This window comes from Rhodococcus sp. PvR044 (genome assembly GCF_040548995.1).
Classification (GTDB): domain Bacteria; phylum Actinomycetota; class Actinomycetes; order Mycobacteriales; family Mycobacteriaceae; genus Rhodococcus_G; species Rhodococcus_G oryzae.
Genome location: NZ_JBEPSX010000016.1, coordinates 21,088 through 38,514, shown reverse-complemented (window position 1 = coordinate 38,514; position 17,427 = coordinate 21,088). Strand labels below are relative to the sequence as shown.

General features: G+C 67.0%; 16 protein-coding genes. 4 read left to right on the top strand and 12 right to left on the bottom strand.

Going from position 1 to position 17,427, the window contains the following annotated elements; translation table 11 throughout:
* Nucleotides 1-346 precede the first annotated feature (346 nt).
* On the top strand, nucleotides 347-787 hold the full coding sequence (locus tag ABIC28_RS25530) for a hypothetical protein (RefSeq protein ID WP_354581476.1): 441 nt from the start codon (nucleotides 347-349) through the stop codon (nucleotides 785-787).
* On the opposite strand, the gene ABIC28_RS25525 is transcribed toward ABIC28_RS25530, so the two are convergent.
* From ABIC28_RS25525 to ABIC28_RS25505, 5 genes are all read right to left on the bottom strand, one after another.
* A complete protein-coding gene (locus tag ABIC28_RS25525; RefSeq protein WP_354581474.1) occupies nucleotides 777-1,382 on the bottom strand; it encodes a hypothetical protein in 606 nt (201 codons plus the stop codon). The genes ABIC28_RS25530 and ABIC28_RS25525 overlap by 11 nt on opposite strands.
* A 169-nt stretch (nucleotides 1,383-1,551) precedes the next feature.
* Nucleotides 1,552-2,979: a hypothetical protein gene (locus tag ABIC28_RS25520; protein WP_354581471.1), complete on the bottom strand. Its 1,428-nt coding sequence runs from the start codon at nucleotides 2,977-2,979 to the stop codon at nucleotides 1,552-1,554.
* A 296-nt stretch (nucleotides 2,980-3,275) separates the two neighbouring features.
* A complete protein-coding gene (locus ABIC28_RS25515) occupies nucleotides 3,276-3,704 on the bottom strand; it encodes a hypothetical protein (RefSeq protein ID WP_354581469.1) in 429 nt (142 codons plus the stop codon).
* Entirely contained in the window at nucleotides 3,701-4,195 is a 495-nt protein-coding gene (locus ABIC28_RS25510; RefSeq protein WP_354581467.1) for a hypothetical protein, read from the bottom strand. The genes ABIC28_RS25515 and ABIC28_RS25510 overlap by 4 nt, the downstream gene beginning before the upstream one ends.
* The gene (locus ABIC28_RS25505) at nucleotides 4,195-4,488 is read right to left on the bottom strand and encodes a hypothetical protein (protein WP_354581465.1); all 294 of its coding nucleotides are present in this window, start codon (nucleotides 4,486-4,488) and stop codon (nucleotides 4,195-4,197) included. Before ABIC28_RS25505 ends, ABIC28_RS25510 begins: the two co-directional genes overlap by 1 nt.
* A gap of 803 nt (nucleotides 4,489-5,291) precedes the next feature.
* Between ABIC28_RS25505 and ABIC28_RS25500 the strand changes: the two genes are divergently transcribed.
* The 3 genes from ABIC28_RS25500 to fabG all read left to right on the top strand — a co-directional run bounded on the left by ABIC28_RS25500 (nucleotide 5,292) and on the right by fabG (nucleotide 7,775).
* Nucleotides 5,292-5,723 (top strand): helix-turn-helix transcriptional regulator, encoded by a 432-nt coding sequence (locus tag ABIC28_RS25500; protein WP_354581463.1) that lies wholly within the window; start codon nucleotides 5,292-5,294, stop codon nucleotides 5,721-5,723.
* A gap of 355 nt (nucleotides 5,724-6,078) precedes the next feature.
* Nucleotides 6,079-7,023 (top strand): hypothetical protein, encoded by a 945-nt coding sequence (locus tag ABIC28_RS25495; protein ID WP_354581461.1) that lies wholly within the window; start codon nucleotides 6,079-6,081, stop codon nucleotides 7,021-7,023.
* Between the two features lie 53 nt (nucleotides 7,024-7,076).
* A complete protein-coding gene (fabG, locus tag ABIC28_RS25490) occupies nucleotides 7,077-7,775 on the top strand; it encodes a 3-oxoacyl-ACP reductase FabG (protein WP_354581459.1) in 699 nt (232 codons plus the stop codon).
* Nucleotides 7,776-7,976: 201 nt separating this feature from the next.
* On the opposite strand, the gene ABIC28_RS25485 is transcribed toward fabG, so the two are convergent.
* The 7 genes from ABIC28_RS25485 to ABIC28_RS25455 form a co-directional block, all read right to left on the bottom strand.
* The gene (locus tag ABIC28_RS25485; protein WP_354581457.1) at nucleotides 7,977-8,558 is read right to left on the bottom strand and encodes a hypothetical protein; all 582 of its coding nucleotides are present in this window, start codon (nucleotides 8,556-8,558) and stop codon (nucleotides 7,977-7,979) included.
* Between the two features lie 13 nt (nucleotides 8,559-8,571).
* Nucleotides 8,572-9,150, bottom strand: coding sequence for a hypothetical protein (locus ABIC28_RS25480; RefSeq protein ID WP_354581455.1), 579 nt, complete (start codon nucleotides 9,148-9,150; stop codon nucleotides 8,572-8,574).
* A 228-nt stretch (nucleotides 9,151-9,378) separates the two neighbouring features.
* Nucleotides 9,379-10,965 carry a peptidoglycan DD-metalloendopeptidase family protein gene (locus tag ABIC28_RS25475; RefSeq protein WP_354581453.1) on the bottom strand — a complete coding sequence of 529 codons (1,587 nt, stop codon included), beginning with the start codon at nucleotides 10,963-10,965 and terminating at the stop codon, nucleotides 9,379-9,381.
* Nucleotides 10,962-11,780, bottom strand: coding sequence for a hypothetical protein (locus ABIC28_RS25470; protein ID WP_354581451.1), 819 nt, complete (start codon nucleotides 11,778-11,780; stop codon nucleotides 10,962-10,964). The genes ABIC28_RS25475 and ABIC28_RS25470 overlap by 4 nt, the downstream gene beginning before the upstream one ends.
* Nucleotides 11,780-13,951, bottom strand: a complete 2,172-nt coding sequence (locus ABIC28_RS25465) for a hypothetical protein (RefSeq protein ID WP_354581449.1) — start codon at nucleotides 13,949-13,951, stop codon at nucleotides 11,780-11,782. Before ABIC28_RS25465 ends, ABIC28_RS25470 begins: the two co-directional genes overlap by 1 nt.
* Nucleotides 13,948-17,007, bottom strand: a complete 3,060-nt coding sequence (locus tag ABIC28_RS25460) for an ATP-binding protein (protein ID WP_354581447.1) — start codon at nucleotides 17,005-17,007, stop codon at nucleotides 13,948-13,950. The genes ABIC28_RS25465 and ABIC28_RS25460 overlap by 4 nt, the downstream gene beginning before the upstream one ends.
* Nucleotides 17,004-17,402, bottom strand: a complete 399-nt coding sequence (locus tag ABIC28_RS25455) for a hypothetical protein (protein ID WP_354581445.1) — start codon at nucleotides 17,400-17,402, stop codon at nucleotides 17,004-17,006. The genes ABIC28_RS25460 and ABIC28_RS25455 overlap by 4 nt, the downstream gene beginning before the upstream one ends.
* Between the last annotated feature and the right edge of the window lie 25 nt (nucleotides 17,403-17,427).

The window sequence follows — 17,427 nt, the reverse complement described above, 5'->3', positions numbered from 1 at the left end:
GGAGGAAGGGCACCTCCCTGTGGCGCAGCAGGGGCGAGCGCAACGGCGGGGCCCTCGCTGCACCAGGCACTGCGATTTCCGGAACGGCAGAGGTGGTGGCAGTGCAACATCCGGGCCGACAGGGACAGTGGGCATCGCGATGTCCGCAACGGCATCTGCAACTTCGTCAGGCTGTGCGATTGCCGGAACGGCGTGGGCACTGGGCATTCCGGTCTCTGCAACGGCGTCCGCACTGGGCATTCCGGTCTCTGCAACGGCGTCCGCAACGTCGTCAGGCTGTGCAATTTCCGGAACGGCCGGGGATCGGCCTGTGCAACATCCGGAACGACATCCGCACTATGGAAGGTTGGCCACCATGGCCCCGCAACGCATTGCTCTACGCGCAACGCCCCGATTCCGGATGTCGGTGTCGGTGGTGATGGCAGTGTCGGGCCTGGCGCTGCTGTTGGCCGGCTGTAGCAACGCACTGACCATCACTCCGGGAGGCCACGAACTGCCGCGCTGCGCCGTGCAGGGCGAGGTGCTGGTCGAGCAGCTCGACCAACCGGCGCTTCACGACTGCAACGCCGAGGGCGTCACGATTCGCCTACCCGATGGCTGGGACGTCGTCCAGGTCCCGGCGGTCGGTACGACCTTCGGATCGACCAGGTCAGACCGTCCAGGTGAAATCGGCATGGTCAATTGGGGCATCGAAGGCGTCGGAGTGTCATTGCGCAACGGCGATGTGCGCACGATCTGGGGCACTTCCGACGCCGCTGCCCAGCGCCAGAGCGCAGCTACCCGGTAGGCCGGGTCGCGTACAGATTCGACCGCGAGGGCCCGGTCACCTTCACTCCGCGCGTCACAGAGCCATGCGCGTCCTCGGACAGGTGCATGGAGGACTGATCAGTACCGGTGACCCGGGAACGGCCGCTGGCGTCGACGTGAGCGGTGTCGTAGGCGGTGACCGTGGTGTCATCCATGGAAACAGCGGTGCAGGAGTCACAGACGCTGATGTCGGCGAAGTTCCGGGCGTGCACGGTCCACTCGCCGAACGCGTGCACCCTCGAGCGGGTGTAGGCGTACAGCGTCCCCTGCCCGGTGACCTCGACGAATGAGCCACCGGTGGCCACGATCTGGGCGCCTTTCGGCAGGGGAGTGGACAGGTGGATCCGCACCGTCGACGTGCCGGAGATCCGCAGCGTCCAGTCCTGGCCGGCACCGACGAGGTCCTTGTCGAGGAGCTCGATCGTCTGGTCGCCGGTGTCGACGATCACCAGCTTCGCGCCGTTCTTGAGCCGCTCGCGGACCGAGTCGGCGTTCCGGGACACCTTCTTGTGCTGGTCGGTGATCCGGCTCACCAGGATGCGAGGGGGCGGAGTGGTGGCGTTCCTGGTGCTCACGTATGGCGCTCCGTCCTCTGGTTGCTCATCTCCGGGCCCACGGGCTTGTCCCGCAGCCTATGCAGATCCTGACGCCGTCGCCGGGATCTCGTCCGGCTCGGCGTCAGGGTTTCAGTATCCCAGAAATAACGCTTGACCTGGCTAAACGACACGTCCCCTCCGTGGCTGATCATGCGACCGAGATCGCGGCCGCCGCGGCGTTGCGGGCGGCCTGTTCCCTGCGGGCTGCCTGGTCAGCGGCGAACTGTGCGCGCAGTGCCTGGCGGTGCTCGGCCGAGGCCGGGGGCGCCTGCACTGTCTCGGTCGCTGCCAGGACTGTGCGGCGGGCCTTGACCAGCCGGTACGACGCCGCTGCGGGGGCCTCGGCGGCGTGCTGGCGGTCGGCGACCTTGCGCTCGGTGGGCGAGATGCCCGACCAGTCGAGCTGGCGCAGCCGCCAGGCGACGAGGCGCAGCGGCGAGGTCATCGACTCGGTCGTCGGCCAGGTCCACCCTCGGGCGATGCCGTCGAGGGTGAGGGCCTGGGCGATGTCGACGCCGGTCCAGCGGTCAGTGTCGATTCCTGCCTCGACCAGCAGGTCGCAGACCGAGCCGATGTGCCCGCGGCGCTGACCGGTGAGCTCGTCGATGCCCACGAGGCCACGCAGCGCAGGAATGCGCTCGACCAGCTCGGCCGCGGCTCGCTGAAGGGCCAGCGGCCGCATCGGGGTGGTGGTTGTGAGGTTCTTCTCGCCTGCGCGCTTGCGCGTTAGGGAGTCTTTCCTAGCGGAAAGATCAAGAGCAAAAGAACCCCTAGGGGATTGGGGTGCGGAGCGCTCGGCGCTGCGGGGGCTCGCGGAGTCAGGCCTGGTCGCAGCTGTGGTGGTGCGGGGAGCACGGGCCGGACGGCGTCGCGGCCGCCGTGACGGGCGAGCCTTCTTCTTCGGCGCCGGCATAGCCTCGACGGCCCACTGGGGGGCAGACAGGCTCCACACGCTCGCAGCGCCGCTCTGGGGCCGCACAGGGGCCTTTCCGTGGGTCTGCTCGTACTGGCGGGCCGCAGCCTCACGCTCGAGGCCGTTGAGCTTCTTGCCGCGGGCCTGCTCGACGCCGAGCTCGAGCATCCGGAGCACGCGGCGGCACCGCTTGATCTGGTCGACGGACAACCCGGACCGACTGGAGAGGGTGTCCAGGCATGCCGTCACGCGCCGTCCGGTGGCCGACTCGGCGACCTCGGCGTGCGCCGCACATCCCCGAATGAACGTGGCGGCGGCGATTCCATGGCGTTTAAGAGCGGCCTGGCCGCGGTCGGTGTGCGTGATGACCCACTCGCACAGCGACAGCCAGTAGGCGCGGCTGTGCCACGGCAGGATTCGGGTGCAGGCGCCGGGCGCGATCGGCAACGAGAACGCGCGGGAGCCGACGGGCTGAGCCTCGAGCAGCTCGGCGATCACGGCCTCGGCCTGCGCGTCGGCGGAATCGAGCTGCGCCTGGGCAGCCTCTTCCTCAGCGACGGCCGCCACCGCGGCAGCGACGAGCGCCTCCCACTCACCATCCGCGAACGGATTGGGCAGAGCGCGATCGGTGGCGTTGACCTCGGGCGACACGCCGGAGATCACGGAAATATGAACGGTTGAGCTGGTTTCAGGGTGTGCGTTACCCTGAGACGTACCGGTCAAGGTAGTCCCTTCGGGGAATTGCAGTAATCGAGTCACGAAGCGTCCAACTTCGGAAACTCACCCAGAGCGGGATCGTCCTGGCAGACGATCTCCCTCAGACGGGAAGGGCCACTCGGCCCTTCCAATGGATCTCCTGATGAAAACCCACCCCCGCCTGGGGGTTTTCTCATTTCTGGGGTCTTACTGCACTGTGGAATTGAGTTATCGAGCTCGCCGGGTTACCTCCGTCAGATCACTCAGTCACAGCCGTCTCTCCTGTCGTTTTGGCCCACTCCAGCACCCCACATCTCATCACGCGCACCCCTACCGATCGTGGAGGCACGCATGTGAGCTGCGCGAGGTGTGGACTGGGTCAATCGCGCCGTCGACCTTGTTGCCAGGACGATCGACTGCGCGAAGGCGGCGACCTCGTCGATTTGCTCGAGCGAGGCCGTTTCTGGATCAGAGGCGACGAGGTCGACGGTGTCGACGAACGCCGCGAGGTTGCTGGCATTGGTGGGGCGAGTGGGGGACATGATCAGCGGCCCGTACATGTCGACCAGCTCGGCGAGGTCCATCACGGCCGGCGACGCGTTACCGCTGATGAGACGGCCCCGCAGGGTGTTGTCCACGGCGAGCACCGCCCACTGACGGCCCTCTCGATCCACCGCGATCTGACGGTTCATGCTGACCTCCGGACAGACGAATCGAGCTGGCGGGTCCACGCGGTGAGAGCGCCGTCGACGAAGGCCGCAGCGTTCGGTTCCGGATGCTGGTGGAGGACGGCTTCGACCGCGCCAAGGACGGCCTCGCTCCCACCGAAGGTCTTCCCCGCGAGGTGGTCATATGCGTCAGTGCAGGTGTCAAGGACTGCGGTCCAGGCCAGGGCCAGGCTGGGGGAGTGGGCGGCGGCGCGGCCAGCGAGCGCGAGAGCGTTGATGGCCTGCCACTCCTCGACCGTCGCCGTCTCCGCGGCTGTCGCTCGGCACACCGAGGCAAGCTGATCGGCCGCAAACCGAGGGAACTCGGGGATGGCGGCCACCAGGCCCCACGTCTGGTCGGCGTAGAGGCCAGCGAACCAGCTCCAACGGTCGGCAGCGGGGTAGTCGTCGCTGGCCGGCGGTTCGAGGTCACCCTGGGCCAGAGCGCCGAGGATGCCGAAACCTGCGCGGCGCATCACGCCGCCACATCCTCGAAGAGTGCGAGCTGCTGGCCGCGGGTGAGAAACAGCGGAGCCAGCGCGGGGACCGGGGCCGGGACCGGGGCGGGGACCAGCTCCGGCTCCTTCCCCATCGTCCGCTTCCGATTGACCGCGTACCTGTCGACCTTGTCGGCCGCGACCTCACGGCCAGAGGCAGCGAAAAGGCGCCCGGCGATGACCTCTTCACGGACAATCTCGCCTTCGGAGAGCCTTTCCTCGAGACTCGCATTGCACTGCGCGAGCAACGGGCACACCGAGCAGGCAGCCATCGCACGTTTCCACGGCTCGGGATCCTTACCTGTCACAGTCCACCCCGAACCCTTCGACTCGCACAGGCCCTGACCTGCACGGGACTGGGTCACCGGCGCCCCACCACGGGTCTCGAGCTCGGCAGTGATTCGGCGGGAGGTTGGGCACCGGCGAACCAGGCCGGAGTAGACGAAACCGCACCGCCGGCACCGCCCATCACCCGTGTGTTCGCGCTCCATCGCCCTCAGGCGGTCGGTCGCGTAGTGGGCGAGAGGAGTTCTCGGAGTCCGGGTTCGGGCGTCCCTCAAGGACAGCTCGCGTAGAGCGTCAGCAACGGGAGGGCACAACGGGCGGTCAGGTGTGTAGACGAACTTGCAGACCGTGCACGACGTGCGATCAAGGTTCGGACGGTGCTCGGCTAGGACCTTAGACAGAGGCCCATCAGCAACGCGATCGTTCCCGTCGACCTTCGCCCGTCCAATGCAGGATCTGGCAGTCGCTAGGCGTACGGCGCCAGCGCCAACTAACGTGTTCATTTGCAGGTACTCATTTCTGCAATCGAGATCGCGGGCGGCTAACCCGTTGGTCTCTCGGCTTGTTCGGCTGCGCTAACAGTCGACTTGCTGCTGACGGTCCCCTGGCTGCGCTAACAGCTGGGGGACCGTTCACATTTTTCTGGACATCTGCCCTATCCCCCCTCTACCTTCCGATCTATGCAGTCCGTTCTATAGGATCCTGCATGTGCGCATCGTAACGAGGGGATTGCACAGTGTCCAGTGATGAGGACTTTTCTGGTAGGGCTCAGTCTGTGAGTCGACGAGTTATGCGCGGATTCCAGCCCGAAAAGCTGGAGAAGGCACGTATTGAAGCTGGCTTCACGCAGGCAGAGCTGGGTCGTGTTGTCCGGATCAAGGCTGAGACGGTTCGACGGTGGGAACAAGGTGGCTCGTCGCCCCAGGTGGATTTGCTCGCGCGAGCAACCGCTGCGATCGGCATCACCATCGCCGACGTCGTCCAGGTCCCCGAGGGCGAGCGGTACCCCGGCGACTGGCGAGTTCTCAAAGGCTTGACCCAACCCCTGCTTGGCGCGGCGGCTGGTGTGACCACACAGGTCGTCGGCAGTGTGGAGCGAGGCGAGATTTCTCTGTCCGACAACGTCGCCCGCAAGCTTTCCGCCGCACTCGACATTCCAGAGAGTGAACTCCGCGCCAGCTACGAACGTGTGCGCAACCGCCCACCGGGAGCCCCGGCCTAGCCCGCTGGTCACACACTGTCGACCGCGCGAATCTTCCGTGACGGCCGGCGGGTTGGTGCCTCGGTGGCGATGAAGTGTCAGCATCCGGTTCTCCTGATTCTGCGTAGCTGAACGCAGACCCAACGCTTCTGCGTGGGCCTTCTGCGTCCTGCCAAGAATCACTCATCGACCGGAGCCTGGCTGGAGTAGGCGCATTGCCACCCCTAGCCGTAGCGGAAAACATAACAGCTGGTCTAACAGTGCTGCAACCGCAGGGGACGCGGGCCGACAAGACCGGGACGGCAACCGGTTTCGAGCGGCACAACCGGCCCGGGTGACCCGAAAAGTCAACGGACGGCTCGCATATGCTGGGCAAATGGCTATAGAGGGGACGTGGCTGGCAGTCGACATCATCGGCACCCGCCTCGACGGAGAACCATTCATTCACTCAGCAGGGGGAGCGAGGATCGCTAGGCCGCTGAAGCGGTGCGCAGGCCTGCTCAAGCTCGACCGAGTTGGTGAAGACGTAGTGCGCGCGGTCATCGTCGCCGCACTCGAGGGCCGGAGTATTCCCAAGGTCGAGGGCATCATCGTCGAAACGCACCAGATCGACGCCTCTGATGGGACTCCGGTCGGTCTGATCATCTGGATCGGCGGCCAGAAACCGACTCCACGCCCCACCTACAACGGTTGGGTGCTCGACATGCAGGCGATGACGACCCGAACCAGCGGCGATAACCCGTCGCTGTACGGCGACGTCCGAGAGGCCGGCGAAGAACACCCTGTCCATCGACTGTTCACCTTCCTCAACCCGGAGGATGTCTGGACCCTGGTTGCGGGCTACTACGACGCCCTCACTGGCAAAGACGGCGACCTCATCGAGAGCTACTGGAGCTTGAAACCCGGAGACCAGTGGGTGCACTGCTGGTCCAGCTGCCGGCTTCACTGCGCCGACGGGGACGACATCCGCCTTCTGCGAGGCCTCACCTTGCAGCTTCCCCACCGTGAACTGTTCGAGTCCAACTTCGCCTCGCTCATCCGCTACACCAACGCCACCCTGCTGCTGGTCGAGTCCACCCACAAAATCCCGCTGACCAGCGCCGGTCGTCATGCACCGCTGGGAGAAGGTCAAATTGCGCAAGTGCTCGACCAGGTCGACCTGGGCGTATTGGCCGACCCGGCAGCTGGTGAAGGCTTGAGGCAGAATCTCGAGATCGACGGAGTCCCCTTCACCGCATCGACATTCGAGGTGCGTTCAAACCGCAAGAACCACGGAGTCCCCGTCGCGATCATGCTGCTGCGCGAAGCCGACATGCACTGACACCCACACCATTTGAATTCCCTACCCCGCAACACCAACTGGAGGATCTACCCGTGCGAGTTCTTGTCACCGGAGCAAACCGCGGCATCGGCGCAGCAATCGCCAGCCAGCTCGTCAAGGAAGGGCACACCGTGTGGGGAACCCACCGCGGCTCCTCCGTTCCTGAAGGCGTGAACGGCATCGTGTGCGACGTCACCGACGACGCGTCCGTCGACGCGGCCTTCACACATATCGAAACCGAAGACGGACCGGTCGAAGGCGTGGTGGCGAATGCAGGCATCACCGACGACGCCCTGCTCATGCGCATGAACACCGAGAAGTTCACGCGCGTCGTCGACACCAACCTCACCGGCGTCTTCCGGATCGTCCAGCGCTCCTCCCGCAGCATGCTCAAGGCCCGCTCGGGCCGCATCGTGATCATCGGCTCGGCCAGTGGAATGTCCGGCGCGGCCGGCCAGGTCAACTACGCCGCGGCCAAGGCCGGCGTGATCGGCATGGCCCGCGCCACCGCGCGCGAGCTCGGATCCCGCTCGATCACCTGCAACGTCATCGCCCCCGGCTTCACCGACACCGACATGGCGGCCGCAATCGGTGAGAAGAACATCGAGCTCGCCAAGTCCCACATCCCGCTCGGCCGCTTCGGCAAGCCCGAAGAGATCGCCGCCACCGCGGCCTTCCTCCTCAGTCCCGGCGCCGCCTACATCACCGGATGTGTCATCAACGTCGACGGCGGTATCGGCATGGGGCATTGATGAATCCGAAAAGGGCTGTCTAGCAGGTAAAAGGACAGGTCCCCACGGATTCTGAGCAAACGGCCGGCCCGGCACCCACCCCGTTCACATCGAATGGCGGCCAGGATGTCGGGCTGGCCTTTTTCGTTCCCGCCGCAGGCGCCTTCACCTCTACAAATCGGCGTTGAGCTGGGTAAATAGCACGTCCCCCTCGAATGGCCGCTACTTCGAGTCGCGCAGCTCGTCGTAGGCGGCTTGGGCCTTCTCGAGAGCCTTCGGATACTGCCCGGCCGCAGTCTCACCAAACTTGTAGAAGTGCTCCTTCTCGTTGTACCCGCGCGGATCTGCATGCTGAACGGCAAGAGCGTAGGCGACCGGGTCGTCGGGCTTGAGCGTGACCGCGGCCGCGTTCTGCATGAAGGTCTGCGTGGCTGCCCTGACTGCATCTGAGGAGTCGGCGCCGATGTTGTAGGCGAAGCGCCAGCCATAGATGTCTCGGATTCCGTCGGCCGGTGGGGGCATCGAAAGGCCGGATTGCCAGGCGGTTTCCGCTTGGCTCGCGAGAAGGGCTGCGAGTGCCTGCTCGGGTGTGCCGCCGCGCTCCTCTACAGCCTCGACGATCGCTGTCGTCGACTTGCGCAGACGATTGGCGATGAACTCATCGGTGCCGAACGGAGACGCGGCGTTGGTTGTTGTCGGTGCGCTGGTGGGGGCTGCGGTGGGGGACTCGTCGCTGCTGCACGCGGTCAGTCCGACGGCGAGAGCAGCAGATATCAGTGCTGCGGCAATGCTCTTGCGGTTCAAGGATCCTCCGGGGTCAGTAGCGGATGTCGTCGATGAGCCAGTGGTCGCCGCTGCGGACGGCGGTGACCCACACCGTGGTGTCGGGTGTGACCGTATCGGTGCTGGCGCCAGCGATCGCGGTCTGCTTGATGGTGGCTACGCGCTGAACCACGGTGTCGGTGTCGGCTGGGCAGCCGGAGCACTCGACGCTGACGTCGGCGATCACCTTCGCGCCTTCCTGCGCCCACTCGTCCCACTGCACGCCCGGGCCCCGCTCGGTGCGGGCGTCGACGAGCATGCGGTCAGCGAGCTTGCCAGTCAGCCAGTTTCGGGCCCGCCTGTACGCGTCGTTCTGCGTCCCGTCCGTGGCCGGGTACCAGGTGAACGCCACGGTCAGCCCCTGCCGGACGGCGTCCTCAGCGGCGCGAGCGGCGGCCGGCGCCTCGGCGGCCTCGACATCCGCCGGCTGCGCAGACGCGGAGGTCGGGGCGGTCGCAGAGGTCGTCGTTGTAGCGGTCGAGGTGTCGTCGCTGGCCCGGGAGAGCTGCAAGTAGGCCAGGAACCCGACCACAGCGAGCAACAGCACCACGATGGCGAGCTTTCGTGCCCTCATTCCACTCTCCCCCCTCATTCGGATTGTGCCGTCTAGCAGCATAAATGACATGTCCCCCAGGTTCCGAGTGGGTGGTCCTGTGCAGGTAGGTGATATGTCCCCGGCGGCAGCGGGTCCCGGACACCTCGTCGTGGAGGTGGCGAATCACGAAGGCGGGGATGCGAGGAGATGTCCTCCCCGCATCCCCGCCTCGAAAATGCCTGTTGAACAGGTGAAATGGCGCGTCCCTCACATCACACGGCGGGCCTTCATTCCTGCCATGACCGGGGCTTCCTTGACGACGTCGCCCGTTGTGGGGGCGTGGACCATCTGGCCGTTGCCTGAGTAGATGCCCACGTGGCCAGGCCCATTCGCTGTCCAGCTGCCGAACACGAGGTCGCCGGGCTTGGCCTGGTCGATCGGGATCTCGACGCCGACGCCCCACTGCTGCTCCGAGGTGCGTGGAAGGGCGGTCTTCCCGGCGCTGGCCGCGTGCACGGCGTACGAGGTCAGGCCTGAGCAGTCGAACCCGCCTCCGGTCGGGCCGCCGGTGCCGCCGCCACCCCAGACGTACGGGAGACCGAGGTATTGGCGTGCGGCGGTGACGACTTGGCTGCTGTTGCCGCTGGCGTTCGGGACGAACTCGCCGCGCGCGTTGGGGTTGGTGAACTTCGCGCGGGCCGCGGTGATCTTCGCGACGTAGTTCTGCGTCTCCGCATACGGCGGGATGCCGCCGTACTGCTGCACCGCGCCCGGACCAGCGTTGTATGCCGCCAGGGTAAGCGCGATGGGATCGCCCGGCGTCTTGGATACGTCCTGGTAGAGCGCGCACATGAAGTGGGCCTGCGACATCACCGCGTCGCCGATCGAGTTCGGGTCGGCCTTGCCGTCTCCGTCGTAGTCCTTTCCCCACGTCGCCCAGGTGCCGGGCATGAACTGCGCCGGACCCTGCGCGCCGACGGGGGAGCGGGGAGCGTTGGCGCCGTAGCGGAATCCGTTCTCCTGCTCGAGCTGAGCGGACAGCAGGGGGGAGTCGATCTCTTTGCACACGCTGCCGGCGCGGCGTAGCCACGGCTCGAACTCGGCCGGCACGACGCCGAACGCCAGCTCGCCGCCGCCGGCCACACCGAATCCGGAGCAGTCGGCTGTCGACCGGGACGCGGCCACGAGCTGGACGTTGCTGCTGTTGGTGGTGCTGGGGTCGGCGGACGTGCCACCGCTGCCGTTCTGCTTGGCGATGTCGGGCAGGACGGTGATGGGGTCGATGGCTGTTCCGCCTTGCAACCGGCCGCCCTGCCAGTACTCGAAATGCAGGTGCGGGCCGGTGGATCCGCCGGCGTTGCCGATGTCGGCGATGTGGTCACCGGCCTTGACCTGCTGACCGGGCTTGACGTGAATGCCGTTCGCGAACATGTGGCCGTAGACCGTGCTCACGGGCTTGCCGTCGACGTTGGAGTCGATGACCACCCAGTTTTCAAACCCGACGCCCGGCCCTTCGCCGGAGGACCCGGCTTTGACGACGTTGCCGTCGAGCGCGGCGAGGATCTTCGTGCCGACCGGCCCGGCGAGGTCGTCGCCCTGGTGCTGGGATCCCCACCGTTCACCGAACCCGGAGGTGAACGACGTGGTCCCGGGTTCGACCGGCAGCCGGATCGGCCCGGACGCGGCCAGTTCCGCGCCCTCGGGGGACGAACTCGAGCTCTTGCTGTCGCCGGGGACGTTGCGGCACGGGTCTTTCGGAATGACCGGAGCACCCATCGAGCACGCCGATGTCCCGATGACGATGGCGGCGGCGCCCGCGAGCAGCAGCGCCCGCCGGGCGCCGCCGATGTTCACCGTCCCCCCGGGATCGGGGTGTCGAGCTCCGGGATCGGGATCGGCCCGGGCACGGGCACGGGCTTCGGGTCGTTGCTGCGGCTCGGTGAGGCGGGCGGCTGCGGTGTCGTCGAACTCGAGGCCGACGAGGACCGCGGCGACGTCGTCTCGGGCACCGCGGTCGTGGTCGGCGCCGCCGACGTGCGCGGGGACGACGTAGGAGTCGCCGGGGCGAGCTTGTCGACCTCGGATAGGTCGAGCGTCGGCAGGGGTGTGTCGACCACCCACCGCTTCCCCCCGGTGACCTCGTCGACGGTGAGCGTGACCTGCAAGTACCCGGCCTGGGTGGGAACGGTCACCCGCGCGCCCCGCGCGCCATTGGCGCCGTCGACGAGCGTGCTGACCGTCGGGCCGGTGATGACCACCAGAGTCTGCGGCCGGGCCTCATGGAAGCTCTCGCCCGGCTTCTCGGCGGTGTAGCGGCCGATGGTGCTGGCCCACTTCGTATCCGACGGGGTGGTGTCGACGAAGGCGGTCGCATAGGCCATCGCGGTGGCCGGCGCACTCGCCGCGACCCAGGCTGAGGTTTTGCCGGCGACCATCGACTCGCTCACCTCCTCGAGGTCGTAGCTGATCGTCTCCGCGGGGGTGACCGGTTCGGCGGTGGCATCGACGGTGTGGGCGGCCGCCCGCGGCGGCGGGGTCTCACCGAAGACCGCGCCGACCGCGAAGAGGAACGCCACGACACCGACCACGGAGATGACCAGATTGGTGCGGGAGTAGAGCACCCACCGGCGGATCGGTGCGAGAACGGGGTTGGGGCCGGACGAAGACATCAGCTGTACCGGTCCTTCGTTCGTGTGCTGGACGTCGAGGCGTTCCAGATCCGGGCGTTCTCGGGCGGCTTGATCTGCGACCGGCGCACACTCGGGGTCGCCGCGTGGCTCGGTTGCTGGCCGCGGGTGGGGGTGTAGACCTTCATCGGCGCGATGGCCGAGCGGTCACCGCCGTCCCACCGCTGTCCGACGCTGGCGGACAGCAGTTCCTTGCGTGCCCGGCGCTCTTGGACCATGGTCTCGGCCTCGTCCTGGTCGAACCGCCTCCAGGCGGCCGCACCAGACCTTGCCGCGCGATCGGCGTCCGTGCCCCCGCCCTTGCCGCGGGCCAGGTCCCGACTGGCCACCGCCGCGATCCCCGCGATACGTGCGTCGCGCTCGGCTGCGGCGTCGGTCGACTGACCCAGACGTCCTGCCCGGCTGAGCCCCTGCGCCTTCCGGGCGTCCGCTCGCGACTGCGTCAACGCCTGCTGACGGCGGTTGTTGAGCGCGCGGCCCTCGGGGCGGGTGGGTGGGTATGCGCCACGCCCCACACGCGGCCTCGAGTCCTCGGTCTCGTCGTCGTTGCCGCCGCGACGGGCGAACCGCTCCGCCGCCTTCTCCGCGATCATCTGGGTCGGCCCACCGACCGCGAGGCTCGCAGCGTCGAATGCCTTGCGCTTGATCGACTTCTTCGCGTTACGGGCCTTGCGGTTGACCATGCTCGCCGAGTTCTGCGTGAATGTCTGGCTCATCCGCTTGAACGGCCGCATGACCGACCAGCACACGACGGTCATCAGGACCATGAGCCACAGTCGCCAGGACCCGTCGACGGCACCGTCGGCGCTGACGTACAGCTGCACCAACACCATCAGGTAGATGGCGACGATGACGGCGCCAGCGAGACCCCACAGGTAAGCGGTGGCGAGGATGCGCACGATCCGGGACAGCAACCCGCCGTAGGCGAGGGCGATCGGAATCCACACCACCGCACCGAGCACCGCGAACCGGATCGCCAGCAGCGCCACCAACTTCAGGATTGAGGCGCCCGCCCACAGCAGCGAGGGCATCGCGAGCTTGATCATGCTCATGAAGCCGGTGGACGTGCGGCCGGAGTCCTTGCCCTGGAACTGGTAGTACGAGAGCTGATAGTCGTCCTCCAGTGACGAGACGATCTCTTTGAACTTGTCGGCCTTCTCCTCGGCGAGCTTGGTCTGCGCCTTCGGATCGCCCTTCACCTTCTCCTGCTCGTCGTAACTGAACGCCAACGAATCCCGCAGTTTCGGGCCGAGCTGGGCCGGATCCGTCGGGTCGTAGTTGGTGCCAAACCAGCCCTTCCGCCAGTCCGGAAGGAAGATTTGATCGACCAGGACGTTCCGCGGATCGGTGGCGCCGCCGGCGAGCGTGCCAGCGTTCGGCCCTTCACCGAGCGGCACCGAGAAGATCTCGTCCTGCGTCTCGGTGATCAACGACCCGAAGGTCTCGTCAGCTACCTGGAGCGCCTTCTGCGGAGCGCCGACCATCAGCGCACCGAGTGCCAGGCCCGCGGCTGCGTATGCAGCGGTTTTGGTGACCCCGGCTGCATCAGCCCTCATCGCCTTCCACAAGAGCATCGAGGCCACGATCACCAAGGCGATCCCGATCCACTGCCCGTAGAGGCCACGCAGGCCCTTGGTGATCGAGAAGACGATCTGATCGAACTTTTCCAAGGCTGGTTCGACGCCTGCCTCTTCGGCGGCCTTCCCGGTCTTGGTCTGGGCGTCGAGCCAGAACGCCGCGGCGGCCATGGACTTGCCGATGGTCAAGAACGTGTTGCCGAGGGTGGTATCGCCCACTGCGCCGGGTGCTTTGACCAGGTCCGCGCCGCAGCCGAGGTCGTAGGTGTGCCACTTCAGACCGGCCCACCCGTAGGTCTGGTAACCGGTCTTGTCGGCGGGGAGGTCGCCGGTCGGCTTCTCGGCGCTGGTCGAATCGAAGGTGGTCTCGAGGACCTCGTTTGGGAACTCCGGAGACGGGACCTCTGTGCAATCGAACCCACCAGCCGATGCGACCCCGCCACTGAGACCGACCAGCGAGATGGTCGCGAGCATCAGCACCACCAGAACGCGCCCCACGAGCCCCGTACGCCGTCCGAACCGGCGCGGGGAGGGGGAACGCCGGATCCGTGCGGCCCGGGGCCGCTGCGGGCTCATGCCGCACCTCCCATGGCCGCGCGGGTCGCTCGCGAATCCAGGGCGTCGAACACGTGCGCCAGGTGCACGAAGTGAGTCCAGTCCGAACGGATCAGCTCGATGTCGTCGGCCATCTTCACGATGAACCGCCGCGCCTCATCCAGGTGCTCGGTGTCGGTGTCCTCGTCGAGGGTGTCTTCGCCGCCGCCACCGAGATCGGCCAGCATCGACTCGTAGCCCTCACCGGTCGGCAGGTTCAGCAGCTTGAGCGCACCCTCGATCGCGTGAGCGTTGCCACCCAGGTCACCGATGATCACCTCGTACGTCAACGCTGACTTGTCGTCGGTGCCGTCGACGCCGAGGTAGTCGTCCGGCAGCTGCGAGCACACCAACGCGCGAACCTTGTACTTGCGCGAGTCACGCGCGATGCGAAGGTTCAGGGTGCGGCCAGCGCCGGTCTGCTCGAGGTACTTGTTCTCGTCGAGGAACAGCACCTTGCGCACCCAGCGCGGCAGCTCGTAGATAAGCCGGTTCGCCATCCACGCGGCCAGGTGCATCAGCGGACCTGCCATGCGCTGCTGCGGGGTCCACTGCGACGGGTTGGTGCCCTCCGGCGGCAGTTGCAGGCCCGGCATCGTCAGCACGGTCAGCACAATCTTGCTGTCGACGAAGTCCTCTGCCTCACCGGTGGTGCCCCTCTCCGGGAACAGCACTCGGGCCTCGGCCAGATCGGACATCATCTCGAGGTCCTGGTGCACGCTCTTGGCAACCGAACGCAGATTGTGGTCGACGTCGTCCGCGGCGATTCGGGCGATGGCGTCGAGGACTTCGCGCGCGTTGTGATGGCGCTCGCCGCCGACCATGTTCGCCGCGGTCTGGAGCACCGTCTCAGTCCCGTCGCGCTCGAGGCGGGCCGGGGTGAGCATCATCTTCAGCACCGACACCACCACCGAAATCCGCTCCGCAGCCGCGGCCCGCACATCGGCCTCGTACTGCGCCTGCGCTGCCGCCTTCGGATCGGGATCGTCGCGGTAGTCAGGATTGCTCGGGTCGTACTCCGGATCGTCACGGCGCGGGTCGACGATCATCCAGTACGGGTTGAGTGAACCCGGGCGCGAGTTGCGACCGGTCAGCTCCTTGACCTCAGCGATGCCACGGAACTCGGGCAGCTGCGCGAGCTTCTTGAGCGGCCCGGACGGGTCGAGCACGACGCCGTACGCACCTGCGCGCACTGCCTGGTAGACGAGCATGCCCGCCAAGAACGTCTTGCCCGAGCCGGGCACCGCGACGATCGGCGTCAGACCGGACTTGTGCTTTTTCTCGTGCGCGGCGAACAGGTCCCACACCGCCGGCCGCGGCGCGATCGACGCGGTCTGACCGACCACGACGCCGGTGCGGTCACCGATCCGGTCACCGACCGCGGCCATCCCTGCGGAGAGCGCTTCGACGTTCATCCGTCGGCAGTGCGCGATGTTCGCCAGCGGCTCGCCGGGGATGAACTCGCGCAGGAGTTGGTACTGGCCATGTTCGTGCTCCAGGCGGATGTGCGGCGCGTACATCTCCTGCATCAGGGAGACCTTCTCCTTGGCCTCCTCCGGTGTCGACCCGACGACGAGCACGCGGTACCAGCCCTCGGTGCGCACCGACAGCCCCGAGTGGTCCTCCTCGATATCGGAGATGACGCGCTGCGCGAGTGCGTGCTGCTCGGCAAGCTCCTGCGGCGGCACCTGGTCGTGCTCGACCGTGTAGTGGTCGAACTGCGACTCGATCTTGTTCGTCAGTCGGCGCAGGTTCCGCAGCGTCTGCCCCTTGGTCTTGAGCTGGATCCGCTCGGACCATTCCAGGGGCTCACCCGACGGGTCGCCAATGACCTGCCACGGCAGCATCTTCTCCGGGATCGGCAGCGGCGCCATGCGTCCGACGGTGAGGACGATCGCGTAGCCGGTGTAGTCGCGGCCACCGACCTGCCCGCGCACCGTGGTGTAGCCATCACCCGGGGTCAGTTCGAGGTTCGTGAGGTCTTCGAGCGCGGCGACGTCGGACTCTTCCCAGTCGCCGCCGCCGGAGATCACACCATCGGCGTCGAGCGGCAGCCCGAGCGTCGCCGAGCGCAGCAGCAGGTAGTCCATCTGCGCTGCGTTGGCGGGCTTGGCATTGACGCCCGTGCCGGACAGGTGCCGCTCGATGGTGGCGAGGTGATCGGCGATGGCCTTCTGCTCGCCCAGGAACGCATTGCGAGCCCACTGACGCACCAGCTGCGCGACACGGCCCAGCAGCGGCCAATCAACCACCGGAACGAGCCACTGACCGACGAGGTCGAGGCCCTGAGCGAGCACCGAGCGCGGGGGAAGCTCGACACCCCAGTAGCGGCCCTTCTGTGTCGGGTTGCCCCACAACATCGCGTGCTGCTGGCCGCGCAGGTAGTCCGCCCACGACAGCGCTCCGGGAACGTCCGGGATCGGATCAGCCCACCGGTCGTGATTCTGTGCCCACTGACGCACCGGCCACGGCGTGCGCAGAAGTCGGCGGTGCAGCCCCGTGACTCCAGACTCGGCCAGGTTGGCCACGACCAGGCCCTCGTTGCGGATGTAGCGGCGCTGCTTGCCAACCGGGCGCATGTTCCACGGCCCCGGCGGCTGGACGAACCACGCCGTCGACTGGCGGCGGGTGCGGGTGACGTTTCCCTCGACCCCGACCAGTGCCAGGCGCACGGCCTTACGTTCACGGTCCGCGCGCTTCTTCGCCGCGGAGCTCTGGCGGTTGAACTCTGCCGCCGGATCATCGTGCTTGCCGCGCTTGCGTCGTCGATCACGGCGCGAACTGCGACCTTCATCGGGGGCGTCGGCCGGCGGGGAAGCGACCGGCGCCGGCGACGGGACGAAGCTGTTGGGCGGCACCTTCGACCACGCCAGCTCGGGCGCCGGTGCGGGGGCGACCGGCCCGGCCGCAGCGCGGTTCGCCGCCATCGCAGCCACCCACGACTGCGGAAGCGCACCAGGAACCACCACGGCCGGTTCGGGCTCCTCAAAGTTCGGATCGAACAGCGCGGCGATGTCGTTGTCGGGTTGCATGGTCATCGGGAGGACTCACCTTCGATTGACGTGATGGTGTGTGCGCGTCCAACAGCGCGAGAGAGAGCGGGAACGCGGAGCACGACGGTCTGCCCAGGCTTCGGCGGGCGCGGCGCATTCAAGTCGTTCCAGGCGGACCGGATCACCGACCGGACAGGGCGATCAGCGTTGACGTACTTCGTCACCTGCCTGGTGAGTGCGACGGTGATGATGATCATCAGGACGAAGGACTTGTAGCCGAGCGGCACGTGCACGATTCCGCGTGCGATGACGAAGACCGTGAGCAGGATCGTGACCCCGAGTCCGAGCGCGGCGTAGTGAAGCCGGATCGGAAGGGTGAATCCGGTTGGGCCGAGGTAGTGCCGGTCCACCCGGTGCAGCATGTCGTCGTTGTCGATCACAGTCGGCTCCCTTCGATCGTCGGTC